Source organism: Roseovarius sp. W115 (genome assembly GCF_032842945.2).
Taxonomy (GTDB): Bacteria; Pseudomonadota; Alphaproteobacteria; order Rhodobacterales; family Rhodobacteraceae; genus Roseovarius; species Roseovarius rhodophyticola.
In genome coordinates this window covers 2251010-2271421 of record NZ_CP146606.1, presented here as the reverse complement: position 1 = coordinate 2271421, position 20412 = coordinate 2251010, and the positions used below count along the sequence as shown (strand labels likewise).

At 56.7% G+C, this 20412-nt stretch carries 19 protein-coding genes; 11 read left to right on the top strand and 8 right to left on the bottom strand.

The features are described 5' to 3' along the window. Nucleotides 1–3: 3 nt before the first annotated feature. Both RZS32_RS11480 and RZS32_RS11475 read right to left on the bottom strand, forming a co-directional pair. Nucleotides 4–1458 (bottom strand): sulfatase-like hydrolase/transferase, encoded by a 1455-nt coding sequence (locus RZS32_RS11480; protein WP_317057118.1) that lies wholly within the window; start codon nucleotides 1456–1458, stop codon nucleotides 4–6. A 59-nt stretch (nucleotides 1459–1517) separates the two neighbouring features. Continuing rightward, nucleotides 1518–2141, bottom strand: a complete 624-nt coding sequence (locus tag RZS32_RS11475; protein WP_317057117.1) for a helix-turn-helix domain-containing protein — start codon at nucleotides 2139–2141, stop codon at nucleotides 1518–1520. A gap of 65 nt (nucleotides 2142–2206) precedes the next feature. Between RZS32_RS11475 and RZS32_RS11470 the strand changes: the two genes are divergently transcribed. From RZS32_RS11470 to RZS32_RS11455, 4 genes are all read left to right on the top strand, one after another. Beyond that, nucleotides 2207–3733: a class I adenylate-forming enzyme family protein gene (locus tag RZS32_RS11470; protein ID WP_317057116.1), complete on the top strand. Its 1527-nt coding sequence runs from the start codon at nucleotides 2207–2209 to the stop codon at nucleotides 3731–3733. Next, entirely contained in the window at nucleotides 3720–4370 is a 651-nt protein-coding gene (locus RZS32_RS11465; RefSeq protein ID WP_317057115.1) for a DsbA family oxidoreductase, read from the top strand. The genes RZS32_RS11470 and RZS32_RS11465 overlap by 14 nt, the downstream gene beginning before the upstream one ends. Before the next feature lie 38 nt (nucleotides 4371–4408). Further along, nucleotides 4409–5638 carry a multidrug effflux MFS transporter gene (locus RZS32_RS11460; RefSeq protein ID WP_317057114.1) on the top strand — a complete coding sequence of 410 codons (1230 nt, stop codon included), beginning with the start codon at nucleotides 4409–4411 and terminating at the stop codon, nucleotides 5636–5638. A gap of 190 nt (nucleotides 5639–5828) precedes the next feature. Next, nucleotides 5829–8033 carry an NADP-dependent isocitrate dehydrogenase gene (locus tag RZS32_RS11455; RefSeq protein ID WP_317057113.1) on the top strand — a complete coding sequence of 735 codons (2205 nt, stop codon included), beginning with the start codon at nucleotides 5829–5831 and terminating at the stop codon, nucleotides 8031–8033. A gap of 82 nt (nucleotides 8034–8115) precedes the next feature. Here the strand turns inward: RZS32_RS11455 and RZS32_RS11450 are convergent, their stop codons facing one another. Together RZS32_RS11450 and RZS32_RS11445 are read right to left on the bottom strand one after the other, a co-directional pair. Continuing rightward, entirely contained in the window at nucleotides 8116–8892 is a 777-nt protein-coding gene (locus tag RZS32_RS11450; protein ID WP_317057112.1) for a class II glutamine amidotransferase, read from the bottom strand. 111 nt (nucleotides 8893–9003) lie between these two features. Beyond that, a complete protein-coding gene (locus tag RZS32_RS11445) occupies nucleotides 9004–9210 on the bottom strand; it encodes a DUF6356 family protein (RefSeq protein ID WP_317057111.1) in 207 nt (68 codons plus the stop codon). A gap of 113 nt (nucleotides 9211–9323) precedes the next feature. Between RZS32_RS11445 and RZS32_RS11440 the strand changes: the two genes are divergently transcribed. Next, the gene (locus tag RZS32_RS11440; RefSeq protein WP_317057110.1) at nucleotides 9324–9785 is read left to right on the top strand and encodes an Lrp/AsnC family transcriptional regulator; all 462 of its coding nucleotides are present in this window, start codon (nucleotides 9324–9326) and stop codon (nucleotides 9783–9785) included. 54 nt (nucleotides 9786–9839) lie between these two features. Here RZS32_RS11440 and RZS32_RS11435 read toward each other — a convergent pair whose 3' ends face one another. Together RZS32_RS11435 and mce are read right to left on the bottom strand one after the other, a co-directional pair. After that, nucleotides 9840–10118: a DUF1467 family protein gene (locus RZS32_RS11435; RefSeq protein ID WP_317057109.1), complete on the bottom strand. Its 279-nt coding sequence runs from the start codon at nucleotides 10116–10118 to the stop codon at nucleotides 9840–9842. Next, a complete protein-coding gene (gene mce / locus RZS32_RS11430; RefSeq protein WP_317057108.1) occupies nucleotides 10118–10522 on the bottom strand; it encodes a methylmalonyl-CoA epimerase in 405 nt (134 codons plus the stop codon). Before mce ends, RZS32_RS11435 begins: the two co-directional genes overlap by 1 nt. 168 nt (nucleotides 10523–10690) lie before the next feature. Between mce and RZS32_RS11425 the strand changes: the two genes are divergently transcribed. Next, nucleotides 10691–11407 carry a response regulator gene (locus RZS32_RS11425; protein ID WP_317057107.1) on the top strand — a complete coding sequence of 239 codons (717 nt, stop codon included), beginning with the start codon at nucleotides 10691–10693 and terminating at the stop codon, nucleotides 11405–11407. Here RZS32_RS11425 and RZS32_RS11420 read toward each other — a convergent pair. Together RZS32_RS11420 and aspS are read right to left on the bottom strand one after the other, a co-directional pair. Next, nucleotides 11404–12120, bottom strand: coding sequence for a GNAT family N-acetyltransferase (locus tag RZS32_RS11420; RefSeq protein WP_317057106.1), 717 nt, complete (start codon nucleotides 12118–12120; stop codon nucleotides 11404–11406). The two genes, RZS32_RS11425 and RZS32_RS11420, sit on opposite strands and share 4 nt — an antisense overlap. Nucleotides 12121–12188: 68 nt before the next feature. Beyond that, nucleotides 12189–13970, bottom strand: a complete 1782-nt coding sequence (gene aspS, locus RZS32_RS11415) for an aspartate--tRNA ligase (protein ID WP_317057105.1) — start codon at nucleotides 13968–13970, stop codon at nucleotides 12189–12191. Nucleotides 13971–14233: 263 nt separating this feature from the next. On the opposite strand from aspS, the gene RZS32_RS11410 reads away from it, so the two are divergent. The 5 genes from RZS32_RS11410 (at nucleotide 14234) to RZS32_RS11390 (ending at nucleotide 20384) form a co-directional block, all read left to right on the top strand. Next, the gene (locus RZS32_RS11410; RefSeq protein WP_317057899.1) at nucleotides 14234–15463 is read left to right on the top strand and encodes a cyclopropane-fatty-acyl-phospholipid synthase family protein; all 1230 of its coding nucleotides are present in this window, start codon (nucleotides 14234–14236) and stop codon (nucleotides 15461–15463) included. A 218-nt stretch (nucleotides 15464–15681) separates the two neighbouring features. Further along, the gene (locus tag RZS32_RS11405; RefSeq protein ID WP_317057104.1) at nucleotides 15682–16335 is read left to right on the top strand and encodes an outer membrane protein; all 654 of its coding nucleotides are present in this window, start codon (nucleotides 15682–15684) and stop codon (nucleotides 16333–16335) included. A gap of 187 nt (nucleotides 16336–16522) precedes the next feature. Beyond that, a complete protein-coding gene (gene carB, locus RZS32_RS11400; RefSeq protein ID WP_317057103.1) occupies nucleotides 16523–19819 on the top strand; it encodes a carbamoyl-phosphate synthase large subunit in 3297 nt (1098 codons plus the stop codon). A gap of 219 nt (nucleotides 19820–20038) precedes the next feature. Beyond that, nucleotides 20039–20161: a hypothetical protein gene (locus RZS32_RS11395; RefSeq protein WP_317057102.1), complete on the top strand. Its 123-nt coding sequence runs from the start codon at nucleotides 20039–20041 to the stop codon at nucleotides 20159–20161. A gap of 100 nt (nucleotides 20162–20261) precedes the next feature. After that, nucleotides 20262–20384 (top strand): hypothetical protein, encoded by a 123-nt coding sequence (locus tag RZS32_RS11390; protein WP_317057101.1) that lies wholly within the window; start codon nucleotides 20262–20264, stop codon nucleotides 20382–20384. Nucleotides 20385–20412: the final 28 nt, after the last annotated feature.

Sequence of the window (20412 nt, the reverse complement as noted above, 5' to 3'; positions counted from 1 at the left end):
CCTCTAAAGCGCCGAACCCTCACGCGACTGTTCATCCGGCGTCGGTGTGTGGTTGAACACATACGCCTCGCGACATGCCTGTTCGCCTCCCAGCGCGTCAATCCGAGCCCTTTGGTCAGCAAAGCATTGGACATTCACCGCCTCAGGATCGCAGATTGCACGTAAGCGGCGTTCCCCCTCGGCAAGCGCATTGATAGTCCGCGCATCCGCTCCCGAACGCCCAACCAGATCCTCAAGCTCCAGCGGATCCGCCTCCAGATCAAACAACTGCGGTGCATGTCCAACGTAGTGAACATATTTCCACCCCCGCCACCGCACCATGAATGTGCCAGTGGTCGATCCTCCGTCGTGATACTCGCTCAACACAGTTCGATCCAGATCATCCTCTGCCCGCGCTATGTCGCACAAGGAGTTTCCGGGAAGGTCCGATACCTGTGGCATGCCAAAAACATCCAAGGCCGTGGCAGAGACATCCAGAAGACTGGTGCCTGTGCCAACGCGTTTACCCTTTGGCACGCCCGGCCCGCCTAGGATCATCGGCACTCCGGCTGAGGCCTCATACATCACCTGTTTGGTCCAAAACCCATGATCGCCCAGCATTTCACCATGGTCTGAGACGTAAAGGACAACCGTGTCTTCCGCCTGCCCCGAAGCCTCCAGCGCCGTCAGGATACGTCCAACACAATCATCCATGAAACTGGTAAGCGCAAAATACGCGGCCTTCGCCTCTTTCAAACGCGCTTCATCAAAATAGCGATCATAGTCAAAGAAGCTCAGCACGTTAGCAAGCTCACTATGCGACGGGCGCTCCTCAGGCGCATAACCCACCGGCAAATCCATGTCCTCGGGATCGTAGAGCTGTGCCCAATCCTCAGGCGCAGTCAACGGATAGTGCGGACTAACTAGCGACACAAACGACGCCCATGGCGTTTCGCGGCGCTCAGGCGCATGCAGCCAATCACAAGCGGCATCTGTGATGTCCCGATCGTAGGCCGTATAGCTGCTCTCACCCGTGCCCACATCCGCCGCCAGCTCCTTTGCCGCGTCATATTCTGGCGTGTTCTCCCGCAAGAGCCCCACGGCCCACCCTACGCCGCCCACCACATGCATCGGCAGGATTTCTTCGCTGAACCCATTGTCATCGGTCCCGGAGCGAAAATGCAGTTTGCCGATTGAGGCCACATGAACACCTGCCTCCCTCAACCGATGCATCCAACTCGTCCGGCTTCCGTCATAGGGCGTGGCACTGTCCCAAAACCGCGTCCGGTGCACATGGTCGCCACAGGCAATCGCGGCCCGTGTGGGCACACACATCGGAGACGGCGTGTAGGCGTTATCGAATAGCGTGCCGCGCGCCGCTAACGCATCGAGGTTTGGCGTTTGGACAACCGGATGCCCCATGCACCCCATCGCATCACGTCGATGCTCATCAGAAATCAGGATTAGAAAATTGATCATATCTCACTCAACGCTGCAAATCGCACCGACGCAATACCGACGTTGGTTTGGAGCGAAGATCAGGAGAGCGACGTCACCCACAGGATCGTGGCATCTTCGTCGCTGACAGACACCACGTTATGCCCCATCGTGGCATCATAATAAGCGCTGTCGCCCCGGCGCATTTCGATGGGTTCGTAGAACTCTGTGTAGAGCCGGATCACCCCGGTCAATACATAGAGAAACTCCTCACCATCATGGCGTACCCAGCCATCAAATTCCTCCACCGACCGCGCTCTGATCCGAGCGCGATAAGGGAGCATCTGCTTTTTCGAGAGCGCCTCGCCCAGCAATTCATGTTCGTAGGTGACCGTGGCATGGGTCTTGCCCTGCCCGGTCTTTGTCACCGCCATACGACCGCTGATCTGGCCAGGGCTGGGCGGCGTAAAGAGCTGTGGAACTGAAATCTCAAGTCCGGTCGCCAGCTTCTTAAGTGCCTCATAAGTAGGCGACATTTGCCCGTTTTCGATCTTGCTCAGCGTTGATCGCGCCAACCCAGCCTGCCGCGCAGCTTGCTCAAGCGTCCAGCCCTTTGATTTGCGAAGACCGCGAACACGCATTCCAAGATTTAGCGGTTCAGCGCCTTCTTCGGTGCCGCTGTCACGCGCAATGCTGATCAGGTTGACGGGTGAACGATCTGTCATGCTTCAGCTATAGGCCAGAGCTTTGTCGCCTTGCAACCAACGAGGTCGCGGCCTAAGCCTTGGAAATGTTGTCGCAAACGCAATCTGAGCCTTTCCCGCCCTGCCCCGCGCCGTTCAACCTGGCGGCGCATGTTTTGGGACGCGCAGACGATCTTTGCGACAAAGTCGCGCTCGCCGTGCTCGGCCTGACCGGCGCGGAACGCTGGAGTTATGCGCGTCTGAAGTCGGCAGTCTTGGGCACCGGCGCAGGTCTGCTGAAAACGGGTTTGGAACCGGGCGATCACATATTGATGCGACTAGGGAATAGCGTAGATTTTCCAATTGTTTACCTTGGAGCAATTGCGGTGGGACTTGTTCCGGTGGTGACTTCTTCACAGCTCACTGAACGCGAGACCGCAGCGATCGTAGAAACCGTTTCGCCCAAATGCATCCTACGCGACAAAAGCGTTGCTTGTCCCCCAACGGATATTCCACAGATCAGCACCGAAGCGTTAGTCGAGATGCGCGATCTGCCCCCTGCTGCATTCGAGATGCGCGATCCGAACCGGCCTGCTTATGTCATCTTCACCTCTGGAACATCCGGCACGCCGCGTGCCGTAGTCCATGCCCACCGCGCCATCTGGGCGCGGCAGATGATGTTTGACGGCTGGTATGGCCTCACCGAGGATGATCGACTTTTGCATGCGGGTGCATTCAATTGGACTTATGCACTTGGCACCGGGCTGATGGATCCGTGGACCATCGGGGCCACGGCCTTGATACCGGAAACCGGAACCACACCAGAGCAACTGCCGCTTTTGCTCAAACGCCATGATGCGACGATTTTTGCCGCAGCTCCAGGCGTTTACCGGAAAATTCTGGGACATCAAACAAGCATCCATGTGCCACGCCTGCGTCATGGGCTTACGGCAGGCGAAAAGCTTTCGGATACAATCCGGACAAGTTGGGAGCGTGCCACAGACACCGCGCTTTATGAGGCCTATGGCATGTCCGAGTGTTCCACCTTTATCTCGGCCTGCCCGTCAAACCCCGCAGCACCCGGAACATTGGGTCAGCCTCAACCGGGCCGACGCTTGGCGCTTTTGGGTCCTGATGGCCCTGTCCCGGTCGGTCAAGAAGGCACCATTGCCATTCACCGATCCGATCCGGGTCTCATGCTGGGCTATCTGAACACCGAGGAAGAGACCCAGGCGCGAATGCAGGTCGATTGGTTTCTGACCGGAGATCAAGGCGTTATGGACGAAGGTGGCAACATTACCTATCTCGGACGGTCCGATGACATGATGAACGCCGGGGGCTATCGCGTGTCTCCGATGGAGGTAGAGGCCGTGCTCAACGCCCATCCTGACATCACACAGGCCGCCGTCACCGATATCGAAGTCAAGCAAGACGCGCGCCTCATCATGGCCTTCTACACCGCCCCCAACCCGGTTGCCGACGCCGCGCTGACATCCTATGTCCAAGAGAACCTGGCCGCTTACAAGCAACCGCGCGGCTTTTTCCATGTTGAGGCGTTGCCCACTGGCGCCAACGGCAAACTCCTGCGTCGCGCCCTGCGACCGATTTACGAAAGCCTCCATGATCAAGCTTGATATCATCTCCGACCCGATCTGCCCGTGGTGCTATATCGGAAAAACTGCCTTGGATAAGGCCTTGCTCGAACGGCCCAAACATCCGTTCACCATTGAATGGCATCCATTTCAACTGAATCCTGACATGCCCAGGGAAGGCATGGATCGCCGCGCCTATCTGGAGGGCAAGTTTGGTGGCAAGAAAGGCGCGGTGGAGGCCTACGCCCCTGTGGTCGAACGCGCTGAGGCCGAGGGGCTGCACATCAACTTCGAAGGGATCACCCGCACGCCCAACACCATGGACGCCCACAGGCTCATTCACTGGGCCGGGGTTGAGGACCGCCAGATGCCCGTCGCCATGTCGCTTTTTCGCGCCTATTTCGAAGAAGGCCGTGATATCGGCGACCGCGAAGTGCTCGGCGATATTGCCGACAGCGCGGGTATGGACGCAGCCGTAGTGCAAAAGCTGCTCGCCTCCGACGCCGATATCGAGGACATCACCCAACGCGACACTGCTTTTCGGCAAATGGGTGTCACGGGCGTGCCCTGCTTCATTGTTGCAGGCAAACACGCCGTGCCCGGATGCCAGCCCACCGGCATGTGGATCAAGGTGATTGACGAAATCACGGCTCAGCTAGAGGCAGATGGCGAGGTATAGTGCTTTTGCGTACCAGCTGCCTGTGGTAGCGCGCAGTCATGCAATCGTCTCCCGCCACGACCAACCAAACCCTAAGCCGCACAGAATTCGTGGCACTTATGGCCATGCTCGTGGCCACGATTGCCTATTCCATCGACGCCATGCTCCCCGCACTGCCCCAGATCGGTGCGGATCTATCGCCAAGTGATCCAAACCGCGCGCAACTGGTGGTGGGCAGCTTCATTCTGGGTCTAGGTCTGGGCACGTTTTTCGTGGGCGCGATATCGGACGCCTTCGGGCGCAAGCCCGTGCTGTTCTGGGGTGCAGTGATCTACGTCATCGGCGCGGCCTTGGCCACACTGACCCCTTCTATGGAGGCCCTCATCGCCGCGCGCATCCTTCAGGGCCTCGGCGCGTCTGCGGCGCGGATCGTGGCGCTGGCCATCATTCGAGACCTTTATAAAGGGCGTGAGATGGCCCGGCTTATGAGCTTTGTGATGCTGGTCTTTGCCCTCGTGCCAGCCGTTGCCCCTATGGCCGGAGCTGCCATTCTCAGCGTTACAGGATGGCGCGGGATTTTCGTTTCCTTCCTGGTTTTTGCCGCCATCACAACCCTCTGGACCAGCTTACGTCTCACAGAACCCCTACCACCAGAGCAGCGCAACAAATTCGAGTTGCGCACACTTCTGAGCGCCGCGAAAGAAGTTATCGCCCACCCGATGGTGCGCCTGTCCATCGCCGTGCAGACGCTCTGCTTCACAATGCTTTTCGCGTCGATCAGCTCGATCCAGCAGATCATGGACCAGAGCTTTGGCCGGGGATCGGAATTCCCCTATTGGTTCGCCCTAATTGCACTTGTGGCCGCCACTGGCAGCATCGTAAACGCCTCGCTGGTTCTCCGGCTCGGCATGAGAAAACTGATCCTCGTGGCACTTATTGGCCAGATTGTCGTGACCGTTCCAATCCTTGCGCTCTTTTTGCTCCAAAATAGCGCTGGGCCCGGGTTCTTTATCTATTTCCCATGGCAGGTCACTGTTTTCTTCATGATTGGCCTGACCTTGGGCAACCTCAACGCACTGGCGCTCGAACCGTTGGGCCATATCGCAGGAATGGCGGCCAGCATCACGACTGGGATTGCGACGGTGGGTTCCGTGGTGTTCTCTGTACCTATAGGTCTTGCATTCAACGGTACTCCGGTTCCTTTACTTGTCGGCGTTTTGATTTGTGCATGCGTCGCGTGCGCCCTGACACAGCGCATGCGCGGTCTGGAAAGAGGCAGTTCGACATAAAACAATTTTAGTATACCATCGCATACCGTCTAGCCAGAACGCTTCCAATAGGGTATCACGCGCACAAATCACGATTCCCGGGCTGGATGGGTCTTATGCGTTTTAGACCCGCCCAGCGCCACCGCTTCACATGCGTATGGCACCGGACCGCGCAATCGCTCGAAACAAATCAGATCAAGAGGGATCTCAGATGGCCAACACTCCCAATCCCGACATCATCTACACCAAGGTTGACGAAGCTCCCGAGCTTGCCAGCGCGTCGCTACTGCCCATTATCCAGCGCTTTGCCAAAGCCGCAGGTGTCAGTGTCGGTACCAAGGATATCTCGCTTGCCGGGCGCATTCTGGCGACTTTCCCGGATCACCTCAAAGAGGATCAACGCATTGCGGACGACCTCGCCGAGTTGGGGAAACTGGTCAAAACACCCGATGCCAACGTCATCAAGCTGCCGAACATCTCGGCCTCCGTTCCGCAACTCGTAGAAGCTGTGCGTGAACTGCAGAGCAAAGGCTTTGCTGTGCCCGATTACCCTGAGACGCCTGACACAGACGCCGAGAAAGAAATCCGCGCCCGCTATGACACGATCAAAGGCTCCGCTGTGAACCCGGTTCTACGAGAAGGCAACTCTGACCGCCGCGCGGCCGCGGCCGTCAAGAAGTTTGCCCAGAACAATCCACACCGCATGGGCGACTGGAGCGCCGACAGCAAAACACGCGTAGCCGCCATGTCAGGCAATGACTTCTTCTCGAATGAGGTATCGGCCACCTTGCCGAACGAGACGGACGCCAAGATCATTCTTGAAACAGCAAATGGCGAAACCGTTCTGAAAGACGGCCTGTCCTACCCCGCTGGCACAGTTGTGGACGCAACCTTCATGTCGGCCGCTGCCCTGGATGCGTTCCTGACCGACGAAATCGAGAAAACCAAAGCCGAAGGCGTGCTCTATTCGCTGCACATGAAAGCCACGATGATGAAGGTCTCTGACCCGATCATCTTTGGCCACGCGGTCAAAACCTTCCTTGCGCCTGTATTTGAGAAATACTGGACCGAGATGGATGCGCTCGGCGTTAACCCGAACCAAGGTCTTGGCGCACTAATGGACAAGGTTGAAGGCAACGCCGAGATCAAAGCTGCGATTGAGGCTTGCATGGCCGAGCGCCCGCCGATGTACATGGTCGACAGCGACAAGGGCATCACCAATTTGCACGTGCCCTCTGACGTGATCATTGACGCCTCCATGCCTGCTCTGATCCGTGCCGGTGGCAAGGGTTGGGGACCGGATGGGAAAGAGGCGGATGCGGTCTGTGTGATCCCCGACAACTCCTATGCGCCGGTCTATGACGAAGCAATTAACTTCTTCAAAGCCAACGGAAAACTGGACCCGGCGACCGCCGGGACGGTGCAGAACCTGGGGCTGATGGCGCAGAAGGCCGAAGAATACGGCAGTCACCCAACCACATTTGAAATCCCGGAGGCCGGGACCGTCAAGATGATCCTCGACGATGGCACGGTGCTTCATTCACATGATGTGCAAGCCGGCGATATCTGGCGCTCTGCCTCGGCGCGCAAGGCCCCTATCGAAGACTGGGTAAATCTCGCCATCGAACGCCAGAAAGCCACTGGTTTCCGTGCAATTTTTTGGCTCGATGCCAGCCGCGCGCATGACGCAGAACTGATCAAATACGTGACACCTATTCTTGAGGCCAAAGGCGTGGCTGACAAGTTCGAGATCATGGCCCCGCGCGAGGCCACTCGCGCCTCGCTTGAAACGATCACGAAGGGCGAAAATACCATCGCAATCACCGGCAACGTTCTGCGTGACTATCTGACTGACCTCTTCCCGATCCTCGAACTCGCCACATCGGCCAAGATGCTGTCGATTGTGAAGCTTATGCAGGGCGGCGGGTTGTTTGAAACCGGCGCGGGCGGTTCTGCCCCGAAACATGTGCAGCAGTTGCATGGCGAAAATCATCTGCGCTGGGACAGCTTGGGTGAGTTTTGCGCCTTGGGCGAAAGCTTCAAATTCCTTGCAGATGCCAAAGGCAATGCAAAAGCACGGGTTCTGGGCGACGCGGTCGAAGCCGCCACACAAAGCATTCTGGATGACAACCGCAGTCCCGGTCGCAAGGTTGGTCTGCCTGACAACCGCGATAGCCACTACTGGTTCGCCCGTTACTGGGCCGAAGCTCTGGCAGCGCAAACCGATGACACAGATCTGGCGACGGAATTTGCCCCGCTTGCCAAGGCGTTGGCAAAAGATGAGGCGAAGATCATCGAGGAACTGGACGCAGGCCAAGGCACACCCGCGGATACAGGGGGCTACTACCTCAATCATGCAGACAAGCTGGCTTCGGTCATGCGTCCCAGCGCTACGCTGAACGCAATCATTGGCTAAAGCGTTCGACCAAACACCTGGATCACAGCTTTAGCGGCCAAACGCTTTCGCCCACCAACCGAACGCCTGACCGCGAGCCATTTCAGGCGTTCGGCGCAAACCGTTCGGCAATTGCGGTGTCTTTTTCGAATGTCAGGAATGTACCCGAGGCGATCTGCTGCCAATCGCCACAGGATGCAAAAGGTTCTGACACCACGGTCCAGCCATCTGAGTGCTGGCTCTTGCGATAGTAGAGCGAGGGCGCATGTTCATCAGATGCATAGCGCACCGCATAAAGTCGGGTGCCATCTGAAATCGCTGCTGTCATGCGAATGTGCGGGGTTTCGCCGTGCGCACGCGACAGGCGCTCAAACTCGCCTACCGTGCGTTCAAGCGCTTCTCTAGGGTTGTCCTGCAACCCATGGCTCATCGAGACAAGAAAGAGCGACTCACTATCCGTTGAGCCTTTGCGATGGTGATAGAACTCATCACTGATCATCATGTCAGCCGTTTTGCGAAACGCACCAAAGCCACCGACTTGACCATTGTGCATGAAGCTCATTTTACCACAATGAAAGGGGTGACAATTGTCGCGACTGGTGGCCGTCCCTGTCGAGGCGCGCACATGAGCCAGAAAGAGACCTGTCTGCACCTGCTCAGCCAGGGAAATCAGGTTGGCATCTGACCAGGCAGGCAACACATCATGGTAGATTCCCGGCTCTTCCTTGTGCCCATACCAGGCAAGACCAAACCCATCAGCATTGGTTTCTGTCACGCTCTCCAAAGCCATGCGTGATTGGACAATCAAAGAGTTCTGCGGTGCCGAAATCACATCAGCCATAAAGATGGGATCACCCAGATACGCGGCCCAGCGGCACATGGAACACCTCTTTCACCTAGGGTTCGATGCGCAAATGGGCCACGGAATGCCACGCAATTTCAACAAAAAACCGACAACCCTCACGCAGTTGTAACGCGAAAGCGGGTGGTTTTAGGTTCCGCGACTATGCGTCTTGGCGTACATCTCGGCGATCATGCGACTGGCGGTTTTTTCAAAGGCAAATGGCAACACCGCATGAATGAGCGCACAGAATGCGGCAGCAAACAGCCGAAGGCTGAACCCGGCGGCAAAGCGAGCATGTTCCAGATAGCTTTCATCCACGCTGTGAGGATGATTTAGAAAAAGTCGGGTGATCATGTGCTTTCTCCTACTCCACGTTGGGACAGATTACGGCACAATAAGAATGAAGAATTCTCAATTATCATACAAAGTCGATAGATATTGTGATATTTTCCTAGTAAATGTCCTATATGTCAAAAATTGATGCATTAGACCTTAAAATCCTGAACGCTCTTCAACATGAGAGTGACTTGGGTCTCGAAGAACTGGGCGACATAGTTGGCCTGTCGCGCAACGCCTGCTGGAGACGTATCAAAGCGCTGGAAGAGGCTGGGATTATCAGAGGACGTGTGGCCCTTCTTGATGCGAAAAAGCTCGACCTGGGTCTGAGCGTCTTCATCCAAATCAAGGCTGCTGCACATGACGCAAGTTGGCTTGAGCAATTTGCCCGCGCGACGCGAGATATGAACCAGATTCAAGGCGTCTACCGCATGACCGGCGATCTTGATTACCTGATCCGTGCGCGCGTCGCAGACATGGCCGACTATGACCGGCTGTATCAGACCTTGGTGACGCGCGTTCCAATGGGCGACGTGTCTGCAAGTTTCGTTATGGAAGAGATCAAGGACACAACCGCCCTGCCACTGCTTTAGTGCAACCTGAAAGCGTTACGCCTTGAGTTGAGACATCATCTGAGACGAAGCGCTTTAGTTCCGCGCGCCCGACATTGTTCCAAAAACATCAATATCACGCACCGTGATCACTTCACCGAGAATGATATAAGCCGCAATCGCCCAGAGCACAAAGGCAACAGCTGTGGTGACGAAGACCTTCTTACGCAGATGGTGTTTTTCAGGAGAGCCATGATGCGTGCCTTCCACGGTCGTGCCTGCCTCACCCTGAGTCTGGATGCGAATTGGAAGCGCGACCAGAAAAGTCATGAACCAGATCACCAGAAACAAAACGATGCCAGACGCCACACCCATCAGACCTGCTCCAACTCTACAAGGCATCCATTGAAGTCTTTTGGATGCAGGAAGAGAACCGGCTTACCATGCGCCCCGATCTTCGGTTCACCGCTGCCAAGCACACGTGCACCGGTTTCCTTTAGATGATCCCGGGCCGCAAGAATGTCCTCGACCTCGTAGCACACGTGGTGAATGCCACCGGAGGGGTTCTTTTCCAGAAATCCGTTAATTGGGCTGTCCTCACCCAAGGGATAGAGAAGCTCGATCTTGGTGTTTGGTAATTCGATGAAGATCACCGTGACGCCATGATCCGGCTCATCCTGCGGCTCCCCCACATTGGCACCCAGCGCACTGCGGTATTGCTCTGCCGCTGCCTCCAGATCAGGCACAGCGATAGCTACGTGATTTAGACGTCCGATCATGGGTCGTGTCCTCGAAATTCTACTCCGCACTGTTATGGGCGCACGCGCGCCAAGAGACAAGCGACAGAGCGCCGCAATAGATCGCCGTCACGCGCATCGGGCTGATTAACGCTTCATTAGCCAAGGCCGCGTAGCGTTGCTGCGGGTATTGAGATGCAGGAGACCAAGATGGATGAATTAGATCCTTTCGCACAACGCACATCCCCCACGGCACGACGTCCCCTTCTTGGACTCACGGTTCTGGTGGTCGAAGACAGCCGTTTTGCCTGTGAAACAATGCGCCTTATGTGCCTGCGCAGCGGCGCGCGCATAAGACGGGCGGATTGCCTACGTTCGGCGCGACGACACCTGAAAGTGTACCGACCCTCTGTGGTTATCGTGGATATGGGCCTGCCAGATGGCCGCGGAGAAGATCTGCTGCGGGACCTGAATGAAGCTGTTCCAAGGGTTAGCGCACTTCTGGGGCTTAGCGGCGATGACGGCGCAGAAGAGCTTGCACTGTCCTCAGGCGCGGACGGATTTCTCGGCAAACCCTTGCAGAGCCTCGCGGTCTTTCAAGAGGCGGTGCTGGCCATCCTGCCGGAAACACACCGACCCAAAGGATTGCGACCGGTGTCAGATGACCAGATTATACCTGATCCCGCCTCTTATCGTGATGACATGTCCCATGTTGCCGACCTTTTAGAGGGCGAAACCGATGGCCCGATGCTTGACTATGTCGCACAGTTTCTGGGGGGCGTTGCGCGCTCAGCGGACGACAGGACTCTGGCCGAAGCGGCATCGCGCCTGAAACAGCATGGCGCGCAGGGCAAAACTGCCTCTGAAATGGTAAAGGATTTGCTGCAAATGGTGCGCGACCGGATCACGCAAAAGGTGGCGATTTAATCCAGACTAGGGTCATTTGCCCGACGCACTAAGCGTGTCAGATCACTCACCCGCTCTTTCTGTGCACCGAGTTCATCAAAATTCGATGGTGAAAGCCAAAGCTGATAGGCTTCCTTCAAAGCGGGCCACTCCTTGTCGATAACCGCCAGCCACGCCGTGTCACGATTGCGCCCCTTGACCACTGTGGCCTGCACAAAGACACCTTCAAAGCTGAACCCCAGCCTTTGCGCTGCGGCGCGAGACGGCCGGTTCAGAGCATCACATTTCCACTCATACCGCCGGTAACCGGCCTTAAAGGCCCATTCCATCATCAGATACATCGCTTCTGTCGCCGCACGCGTCCGCTGCAACGCCGGGGCCATGGCAATATAGCCCACCTCGATAGATCCAGAGGCAGGCTTCATGCGCAGGTAAGAGGCAAAGCCACCAAACGCGCCAGAATCCTTATCAAAAATGGCAAAAAACAAGATGTCATCCGCTGCTGTGGCGTCCTTCATCCAGCGGTGAAACTGCGCCGCTGACCCAAAGGGCCCCGCCGGCATGTAATCCCAAACCCAGTCATGTCCCTCAAACGCCCGAAACAGAAGCGCCGCATGCAACTCTGCCTCTAGGGGCTCCAACCGCGCATAGCGGCCCTCCAAGACCATATCTCCTGGCAAAGGCGGCTCTTGCCAGCCTTCGACGACGGGTCCGATTGGACGATCAGCACGCATTCCCCCACTCCTTCACGCTTACCCAAACGATAGGCGTGACAGCGGCCAAAAGAAAAGTGGGAAAACGTTCACTCCTGCGGAATAACCCTGAGCCCCAATTCCATCAACTGGTCACTTGTCGGATCGCTTGGCGCGTTCATCATAAGGTCTTCGGCGCGTTGGTTCATCGGGAACATGATGACCTCGCGGATGTTGGACGTGCCCGCCAGCAGCATCACGATCCGGTCAATCCCCGCCGCACAGCCACCATGGGGCGGCGCGCCATACTGGAACGCATTGACCATGCCGCCAAAGCGCTTGCGCACCTCTGCCTCATCATAGCCTGCGAGCTCAAACGCCTTGATCATGATCTCAAGCTTGTGGTTCCGAATAGCACCAGAGACGAGCTCATACCCGTTGCAGGCCAAGTCATATTGGTAACCAAGTACAGACAGCGGATCGCTGGTGAGTGCGTCCAGCCCGCCCTGCGGCATGGAGAACGGGTTGTGCGAGAAATCAATCGCGCCGCTTTCCTCATCCGCCTCATACATCGGGAAGTCCACGATCCAGGCAAAGGCAAAGCGGTTCTGGTCGGTGAGGGTCAGCTCTTCGCCAATCACATCGCGGGCTTTGGCCGCCACACGTTCAAAGGTGCTTGGCTTGCCCCCAAGAAAGAACGCCGCATCACCCACACCAAGACCAAGCTGTGTGCGGATCGCTTCTGTGCGCTCAGGGCCAATGTTTTTCGCAAGCGGCCCAGCGGCTTCCATCCCCTCGCCCTGGTCGCGCCAAAAGATATACCCCATCCCTGGCAGGCCCTCTTTCTGGGCAAAGGCATTCATACGGTCACAGAACTTGCGGCTGCCACCCGTCGGGGCAGGGATGGCGCGAATTTCCGTGCCCTCTTGCTCCAGAAGCTTGGCAAAGATTGCAAAGCCCGAGCCGCGGAAATGTTCGGACACGTCCTGCATCTCAATCGGGTTGCGCAGGTCGGGCTTATCAGAGCCGTATTTCAGCATGGCTTCCGCGTAAGGAATTTGCGGCCAGCTTTCCGGCGCATCCACCGCCTCGCCGCCGCCGAATTCTTCGAACACACCGGCAATCACAGGCGCGACCGTGTCAAACACATCCTGCTGCTCAACAAAGCTCATTTCCATGTCGAGCTGATAGAAATCCGTGGGCGACCGGTCGGCGCGCGGGTCTTCATCGCGGAAACAGGGCGCAATCTGAAAATACCTGTCAAAGCCCGACACCATGATCAGCTGTTTGAATTGCTGTGGGGCTTGCGGCAGAGCGTAGAATTTACCCGGATGCAGGCGGCTCGGCACCAGAAAGTCGCGCGCGCCTTCCGGGCTGGACGCCGTGATAATCGGCGTTTGATATTCGCGGAACTCCTTATCCCACATCCTTTTGCGGATAGAGGCCACAACGTCAGAGCGCAGCTTCATGTTCTCCTGCATCACCTCACGGCGCAGATCGAGGTAGCGATAGCGCAGTCGAGTTTCCTCAGGATATTCCTGATCCCCAAAGACAATCAAAGGCAGCTCTTCAGCAGAGCCCAGAACCTCCATATCCCGGATAAAGACCTCAATCTCACCCGTTGGGATCTTGGCGTTAATCAGGCTCTCATCCCGCGCTTTGACATTGCCGTCGATGCGAATGCACCATTCAGACCGCAGCTTCTCCACTTCGGTAAAAACCGGGCTATCGGGGTCGCAGAGCACCTGCGTCACGCCATAGTGATCGCGCAGATCGATAAAGAGCACGCCCCCGTGATCGCGAATGCGGTGCACCCAACCGGAAAGGCGCACAGTGTCGCCAACGTTTTCCTTGGTCAGCTCGGCACAGGAGTGAGAGCGATATGCGTGCATTTTAAGGCCTCCAAGGCGTTCTTCGGCCCAAACAGGCCGCACATTTGACGTCCGAGCCGATACACATGGGTGCGCGGGTAAAGTCAAGACCCGGCGGATGTGCGGGAAACCGCGCAGCGGGGCAAAATCGTTTACAGATATGTCAAATTGCGCAAAAATCTTGCCCACAACGAATGAGCCGGAGTGGGAACCGGCACCGCGGCAGGACGGCATAAGGGACCTCGAGACCCGCCATGACTGGCGCAAATGACATGGGGTGGACTATGTGGATCAAACTGCTCGATGCCTTCCTCCGGCATCTTTTCCGTAAGGGTGAGTTGCGACTGACCTTTCCGGATGGAACCAAACAAACATATGGCGATGGCGGCACGCCTTCGGTGGCGATCACGCTCAATGAAGAAAACCTGCCACGGCGCATCATCATGTCTCCCGACCTGGCAGTCGGCGAGGCTTATACTGATGGGACACTGACGATCGAGAATGACGACCTTTACGGGTTTTTAACTCTTGCTGTCAGCAACATCGCAGATCAGGGACAGCCGTGGTTTCGCAAGCCACTTGTTGCACTTCGACATCTTGGGCGACATCTACAACAGTTCAACCCGGCCAGCCGGTCGCGCTCGAACGTGGCGCATCATTATGATCTTTCGGGGGACCTGTATGATCTGTTCCTTGACGAGGATCGACAGTATTCCTGCGCCTATTTTGCTGATCCGGAGATGACACTGGAAGAAGCACAAGTCGCCAAAAAACAGCATATCGCGCGCAAATTGATGATTGAGCCGGGCATGCGCGTGCTTGATATCGGCTGCGGCTGGGGTGGCATGGGTCTCACACTCGCGCGGGATTTCGGAGCCGATGTTGTAGGCGTTACTCTTTCAGAAGAGCAGCATGCCATGGCCAATCAACGCGCCGAAGCCATGGGATTGGCTGACAGGGCACAGTTCAAGCTGATGGACTACCGCGATGTGCAAGGTACGTTCGACCGCATTGTATCGGTAGGCATGTTCGAACATGTTGGCGTGCCACATTACAACGAGTATTTTCGTACCGTGCGCAAGCTATTGAAGGATGATGGCGTAGCACTGATCCACACCATCGGCCGCTGCGCCCCACCCAGCACAACAAGCCCGTGGATCGCCAAGTACATCTTCCCGGGCGGCTACGTGCCCTCCTTGTCCGAAGCCGCAAAGGCCATTGAGAACCACGACTTCCACACTGCTGATGTCGAAATTTGGCGCCTGCATTATGCCGAGACGCTTCGCCATTGGTATGACCGCTTTATGGAAAATATCGAGAAAGCCGAAGCGCTTTACGACGCCCGGTTCTGTCGGATGTGGCGGTATTACTTGGTGGCCTGCGAAACAACCTTCCGATTTAACAAACAGGTGGTTTTCCAGTTCCAACTTGCACCAAAGCAAGACACTGTGCCTTTGACGCGCGACTACCTCTATTCATCCACGGCAGAAGGAGTGCGCCACGCCGCAGAGTGAATTGATCATGGCACCAACACTTTGCTTGCTCACAGCAAAGAAGGAAGTCTTGTTCGGCCTGCGCCATCCAACCAAAAGCGCACGGAATAAGGTGGAGGCGAATGTAGAGCAAATATGCCACAACTCACAGCATCTGCCGCTGATGGGGCATATCTTTTGATTCCTTTTAGTCTTAAATTGCGCCATCAGAGCAGTAGCGTGTGGGCAGGGGAACAAAAATGAAACACTCCATAGTGTTGGCTGTCACGGCGTTTTTGAGCTTTGGAAGCATTCCGGCTCATGCGCAGGACTGGAGCGGTTTGTACGCCGGTGTTCAGGCGGGTTACGGAGAAGGCGATGCAGGGGGCTTTGCGACCGCTGCACCTGCAATACGCTTTGATTCCACTCCTGAAGGCCTGTTGGCAGGCGCCTTTGTTGGATATAACTGGCAAGTTTCACCCAGTTGGGTTGCTGGCGTCGAAGGCGATTTATTTGTATCAAACATATCGGACTTTGGCCCGGTAAACGTCGCTCCAGCGCAACAAGTTGACCAAACCTTGGAAGCCGGTGCCGCGTTGCGGTTTCGAGCTGGATACACGCAAGGCAGATACATGCCCTACGCGGCCATTGGCGGCGCAGCGGGCGAAATAGAGTTGCAAACCCTCAACGTCGCCGTTGGAGACCCTTCGCGCAATGAGACATTGTATGGATACACAGCGGCGTTGGGTTTGGATGTCGCTGTGACCAGCGGCTCAATGCTGAGGATCGAATATCGCTACACAAACTATGGTTCTTCGTCCACCAATGCGACGGACCTTCCGGGTGTCGTGCCTATAACGCTTGATGATTTCGAAACAAATGAGCTTCGTCTCGGTTACGCCTTGCGGTTCTGAGTATCTGACAGTTCATCCAATCAAATCGGTGCGGAGACTTGCGACCGCGCCGATTATTTTGCAGGAAGCAGACCGGCACGTCCGATCTCGCTTGAAACTGCCCAACCTTTCCCTATAACCCACGACAATTTAGGTGCACTGGCCAATAGGGTTGGAGCAGCAAAGTCGTGCGGAACCGGGGGGTCACATGCCGAAAAGAACCGATATCAAATCCATCATGATCATCGGAGCGGGACCCATCATCATCGGGCAGGCATGTGAGTTCGACTATTCCGGCGCTCAGGCGTGCAAGGCGCTAAGGGAAGAGGGCTACCGGGTGATCCTGGTCAACTCCAACCCGGCCACGATCATGACTGATCCTGAGCTGGCCGACGCCACCTATATCGAACCGATCACGCCTGAGGTTGTCGCGCGCATCATCGAAAAAGAGCGTCCAGATGCGCTCTTGCCGACCATGGGCGGGCAGACCGGCCTCAATACCGCCTTGGCCGTGGCGGACATGGGTGTGCTTGAGAAATTCGATGTCGAGTTGATCGGTGCAAACCGTGAAGCCATTGAAATGGCTGAGGACCGCAAGCTCTTTCGTGAAGCGATGGACCGTTTGGGGATTGAAAATCCTAAGGCGACCATCGCCAATACCATGGACGAATGCATGGACGCGCTCGAAGAGATTGGCCTGCCTGCCATCATCCGTCCGGCCTTTACTCTTGGCGGCACAGGCGGCGGCGTGGCCTACAACCGCGCCGATTATGAGCATTTCTGCAAGTCCGGCCTCGATGCTTCTCCGGTCAGTCAGATCCTGATCGACGAAAGCCTGCTGGGCTGGAAAGAATATGAGATGGAGGTTGTGCGCGACAAAGCCGACAACGCCATCATCGTCTGTTCAATTGAAAACGTGGACCCAATGGGCGTGCATACCGGCGATTCCATCACCGTGGCCCCTGCCCTGACGCTGACGGATAAGGAATACCAAATCATGCGCAACGGCTCGATTGCCGTCCTGCGTGAAATCGGGGTGGAGACCGGCGGCTCCAACGTGCAATGGGCGATCAACCCCGATGATGGTCGCATGGTGGTCATTGAGATGAACCCGCGCGTGAGCCGCTCTTCGGCGCTGGCGTCCAAGGCCACAGGCTTTCCTATTGCAAAAATCGCGGCCAAGCTGGCTGTGGGCTACACGCTTGATGAGTTGGACAACGACATCACAAAGGTGACACCAGCAAGCTTTGAGCCGACGATTGACTACGTGGTCACCAAGATCCCGCGCTTTGCCTTTGAGAAGTTCCCTGGCTCTGAGCCGTACCTCACCACCGCCATGAAATCCGTGGGCGAGGCCATGTCGATCGGCCGGACAATCCACGAAAGCTTGCAAAAGGCGCTGGCGTCGATGGAAACCGGCCTCACCGGCTTTGACGAGATCGAGATCGACGGCGCGCCGGAAAAAACCGCCGTGGTCAAGGCGCTGGCCAAGCAAACCCCCGACAGGATCCGTGTCATCGCGCAGGCCATGCGCCATGGCCTTACCGACGATGAAATTTTCGCCGCCACCAAGTTCGACCCCTGGTTCCTGGCGCGTATTCGCGAAATCATCGAAGCCGAGGAAACCGTCCGCGCCGAAGGTTTGCCCAGCGACGAGAAGAGCCTGCGCAAGCTCAAGATGCTGGGCTTTACAGATGCGCGTCTTGCCAAGCTGACCGGCTTTAAAGAGGCCGATGTGCGCCGGGCGCGGGTCGCCAAAGGGGTGACGGCCGTCTTCAAGCGCATCGACACCTGTGCGGCCGAATTTGAGGCGCAGACGCCGTATATGTACTCGACCTACGAGACGCCCATGATGGGCGACGTGGAATGCGAAGCGCGTCCCTCAGATCGCAAAAAGGTCGTCATCCTTGGCGGTGGTCCCAACCGGATCGGCCAGGGGATCGAGTTTGACTATTGCTGCTGCCACGCCTGCTTCGCACTTACGGACGCGGGCTATGAGACGATCATGATCAACTGTAACCCGGAAACGGTGAGCACGGATTATGACACGTCAGACCGGCTTTATTTTGAGCCGCTCACTTTTGAGCATGTCATGGAAATCCTGAGCAAAGAGCAGGAAAACGGCACGCTGCACGGGGTCATTGTGCAATTTGGCGGGCAAACACCGCTGAAACTCGCCAATGCGCTGGAGGCCGAAGGCATTCCGATTCTTGGTACCTCGCCGGATGCCATTGACCTCGCCGAAGACCGCGAGCGGTTCCAAGCGCTGGTCAATCAGCTTGGCCTTAAACAGCCCAAGAACGGGATTGCCCATAGCGACGCTGAGGCGCTCAAGATTGCAGAGGATATCGGCTTCCCGCTCGTCATCCGCCCCTCTTACGTACTGGGCGGTCGTGCAATGGAAATCGTGCGCGATATGGCCCAGTTGGAACGCTACATTTCCGAGGCCGTGGTCGTCTCGGGTGACAGCCCGGTTCTGTTGGATGGCTATCTCGCCGGGGCAATAGAATGCGACGTCGATGCGCTCTCGGACGGCACAGACGTGCATATCACGGGTATCCTGGAACATATCGAAGAGGCGGGCGTGCATTCAGGGGACAGCGCCTGTTGCCTGCCGCCTCACACCCTGCCTCAATCGACCATTGACGAGATCGACCGCCAGACGCGTGCACTTGCGCTGGCACTCAACGTACGCGGCCTGATGAATGTGCAATTCGCGGTCAAGGACAATGATATATACCTCATTGAAGTGAACCCACGCGCCTCGCGCACCGTGCCGTTCGTCGCCAAGGCAACCGATAGCGCCATCGCCTCCATCGCCGCACGCCTCATGGCCGGAGAAAGCCTAAGCGCCTTCCCAAATCGCGGCGCCTATCCCGAGGACGCCAAACCCGGCACGCTGCCCATGGCCGACCAGATGACCCTCGCCGATCCGGCTATGCCCTGGTTCTCAGTCAAAGAGGCCGTCATGCCCTTTGCCCGCTTCCCCGGCGTCGACACCATCCTTGGCCCCGAAATGCGCTCCACCGGCGAGGTCATGGGCTGGGACGTGAATTTCCCCCGCGCCTTCCTCAAGGCTCAGATGGGCGCAGGCGTCACATTCCCCGAAAGCGGCAAAGTGTTCTTCTCAATCAAGAATGACGACAAGACCGATCAGCTTGTTGAGACCGCGCGACATCTGGTGGATATGGGCTTTGCCATCATCGCCACGCGCGGCACGGCATCCTTCCTCGAAGGGCATGAGATCGCCTGCGAGGTGGTGAATAAGGTTTACGAAGGTCGCCCAGACGTGGTCGACATGCTCAAGGATGGCCAGATCAGCCTGGTTATGAACACCACCGAAGGCGCGCAAGCGGTCGAAGACAGCCGTTCCATCCGCTCCGTCGCGCTTTATGACAAGATTCCTTATTACACGACAGCCGCCGCCGCACATGCCGCGGCCCTGGCGATGAAAGCCCGGCAGGATGGAGATATTGTGGTAATGCCGCTACAAGGCACTACTTAAACAGTCGTTTCCAGACTCGAAACACCAAAATAAGTATATGTTTTAAAACAGTAAAATATACTTATCCACAGCCATGCTGTGTCGCCATTTCAGGCATGCAGAAAACGCATAGATATTTTGATCGAAATCAATTGCATCGGCATTTTTATTCACTACATGCGTTTCATAGAACAAGCCGTGTTCGACCCAAAATGTTACCGCCAACCGAAGGAGGCACCCATGACACGCGACGAACTGAACCGCGAACTTCGTATGCATAGTGCCACCTGGCAAGCTGTCGTACTCGTATACGGCGTACTTGTTGGCACTTTGGTTTTCTCAGCCATGGCCATCGTTGGCTGAGACGCTAACCACGCGTTAAACCTTTCTGCCTATATATGGCGATCCAAGGCGTTGAGCGGTTATTCCGTTTAACGCCTCTGTGTTTTTGGGAGTAACCACAATGACCCGCGATGAACTGATCCGCGAAGTACAAGCCAAGCGCGGCTCCTGGCCAGCAGTTGTATTGGTCTATGCGCTGATTTTGGGCACGATGGTGCTCACTGGAATGGCCATCACCGGATAACAGTAGAACGGCCGCCTCTTTGGGCGGC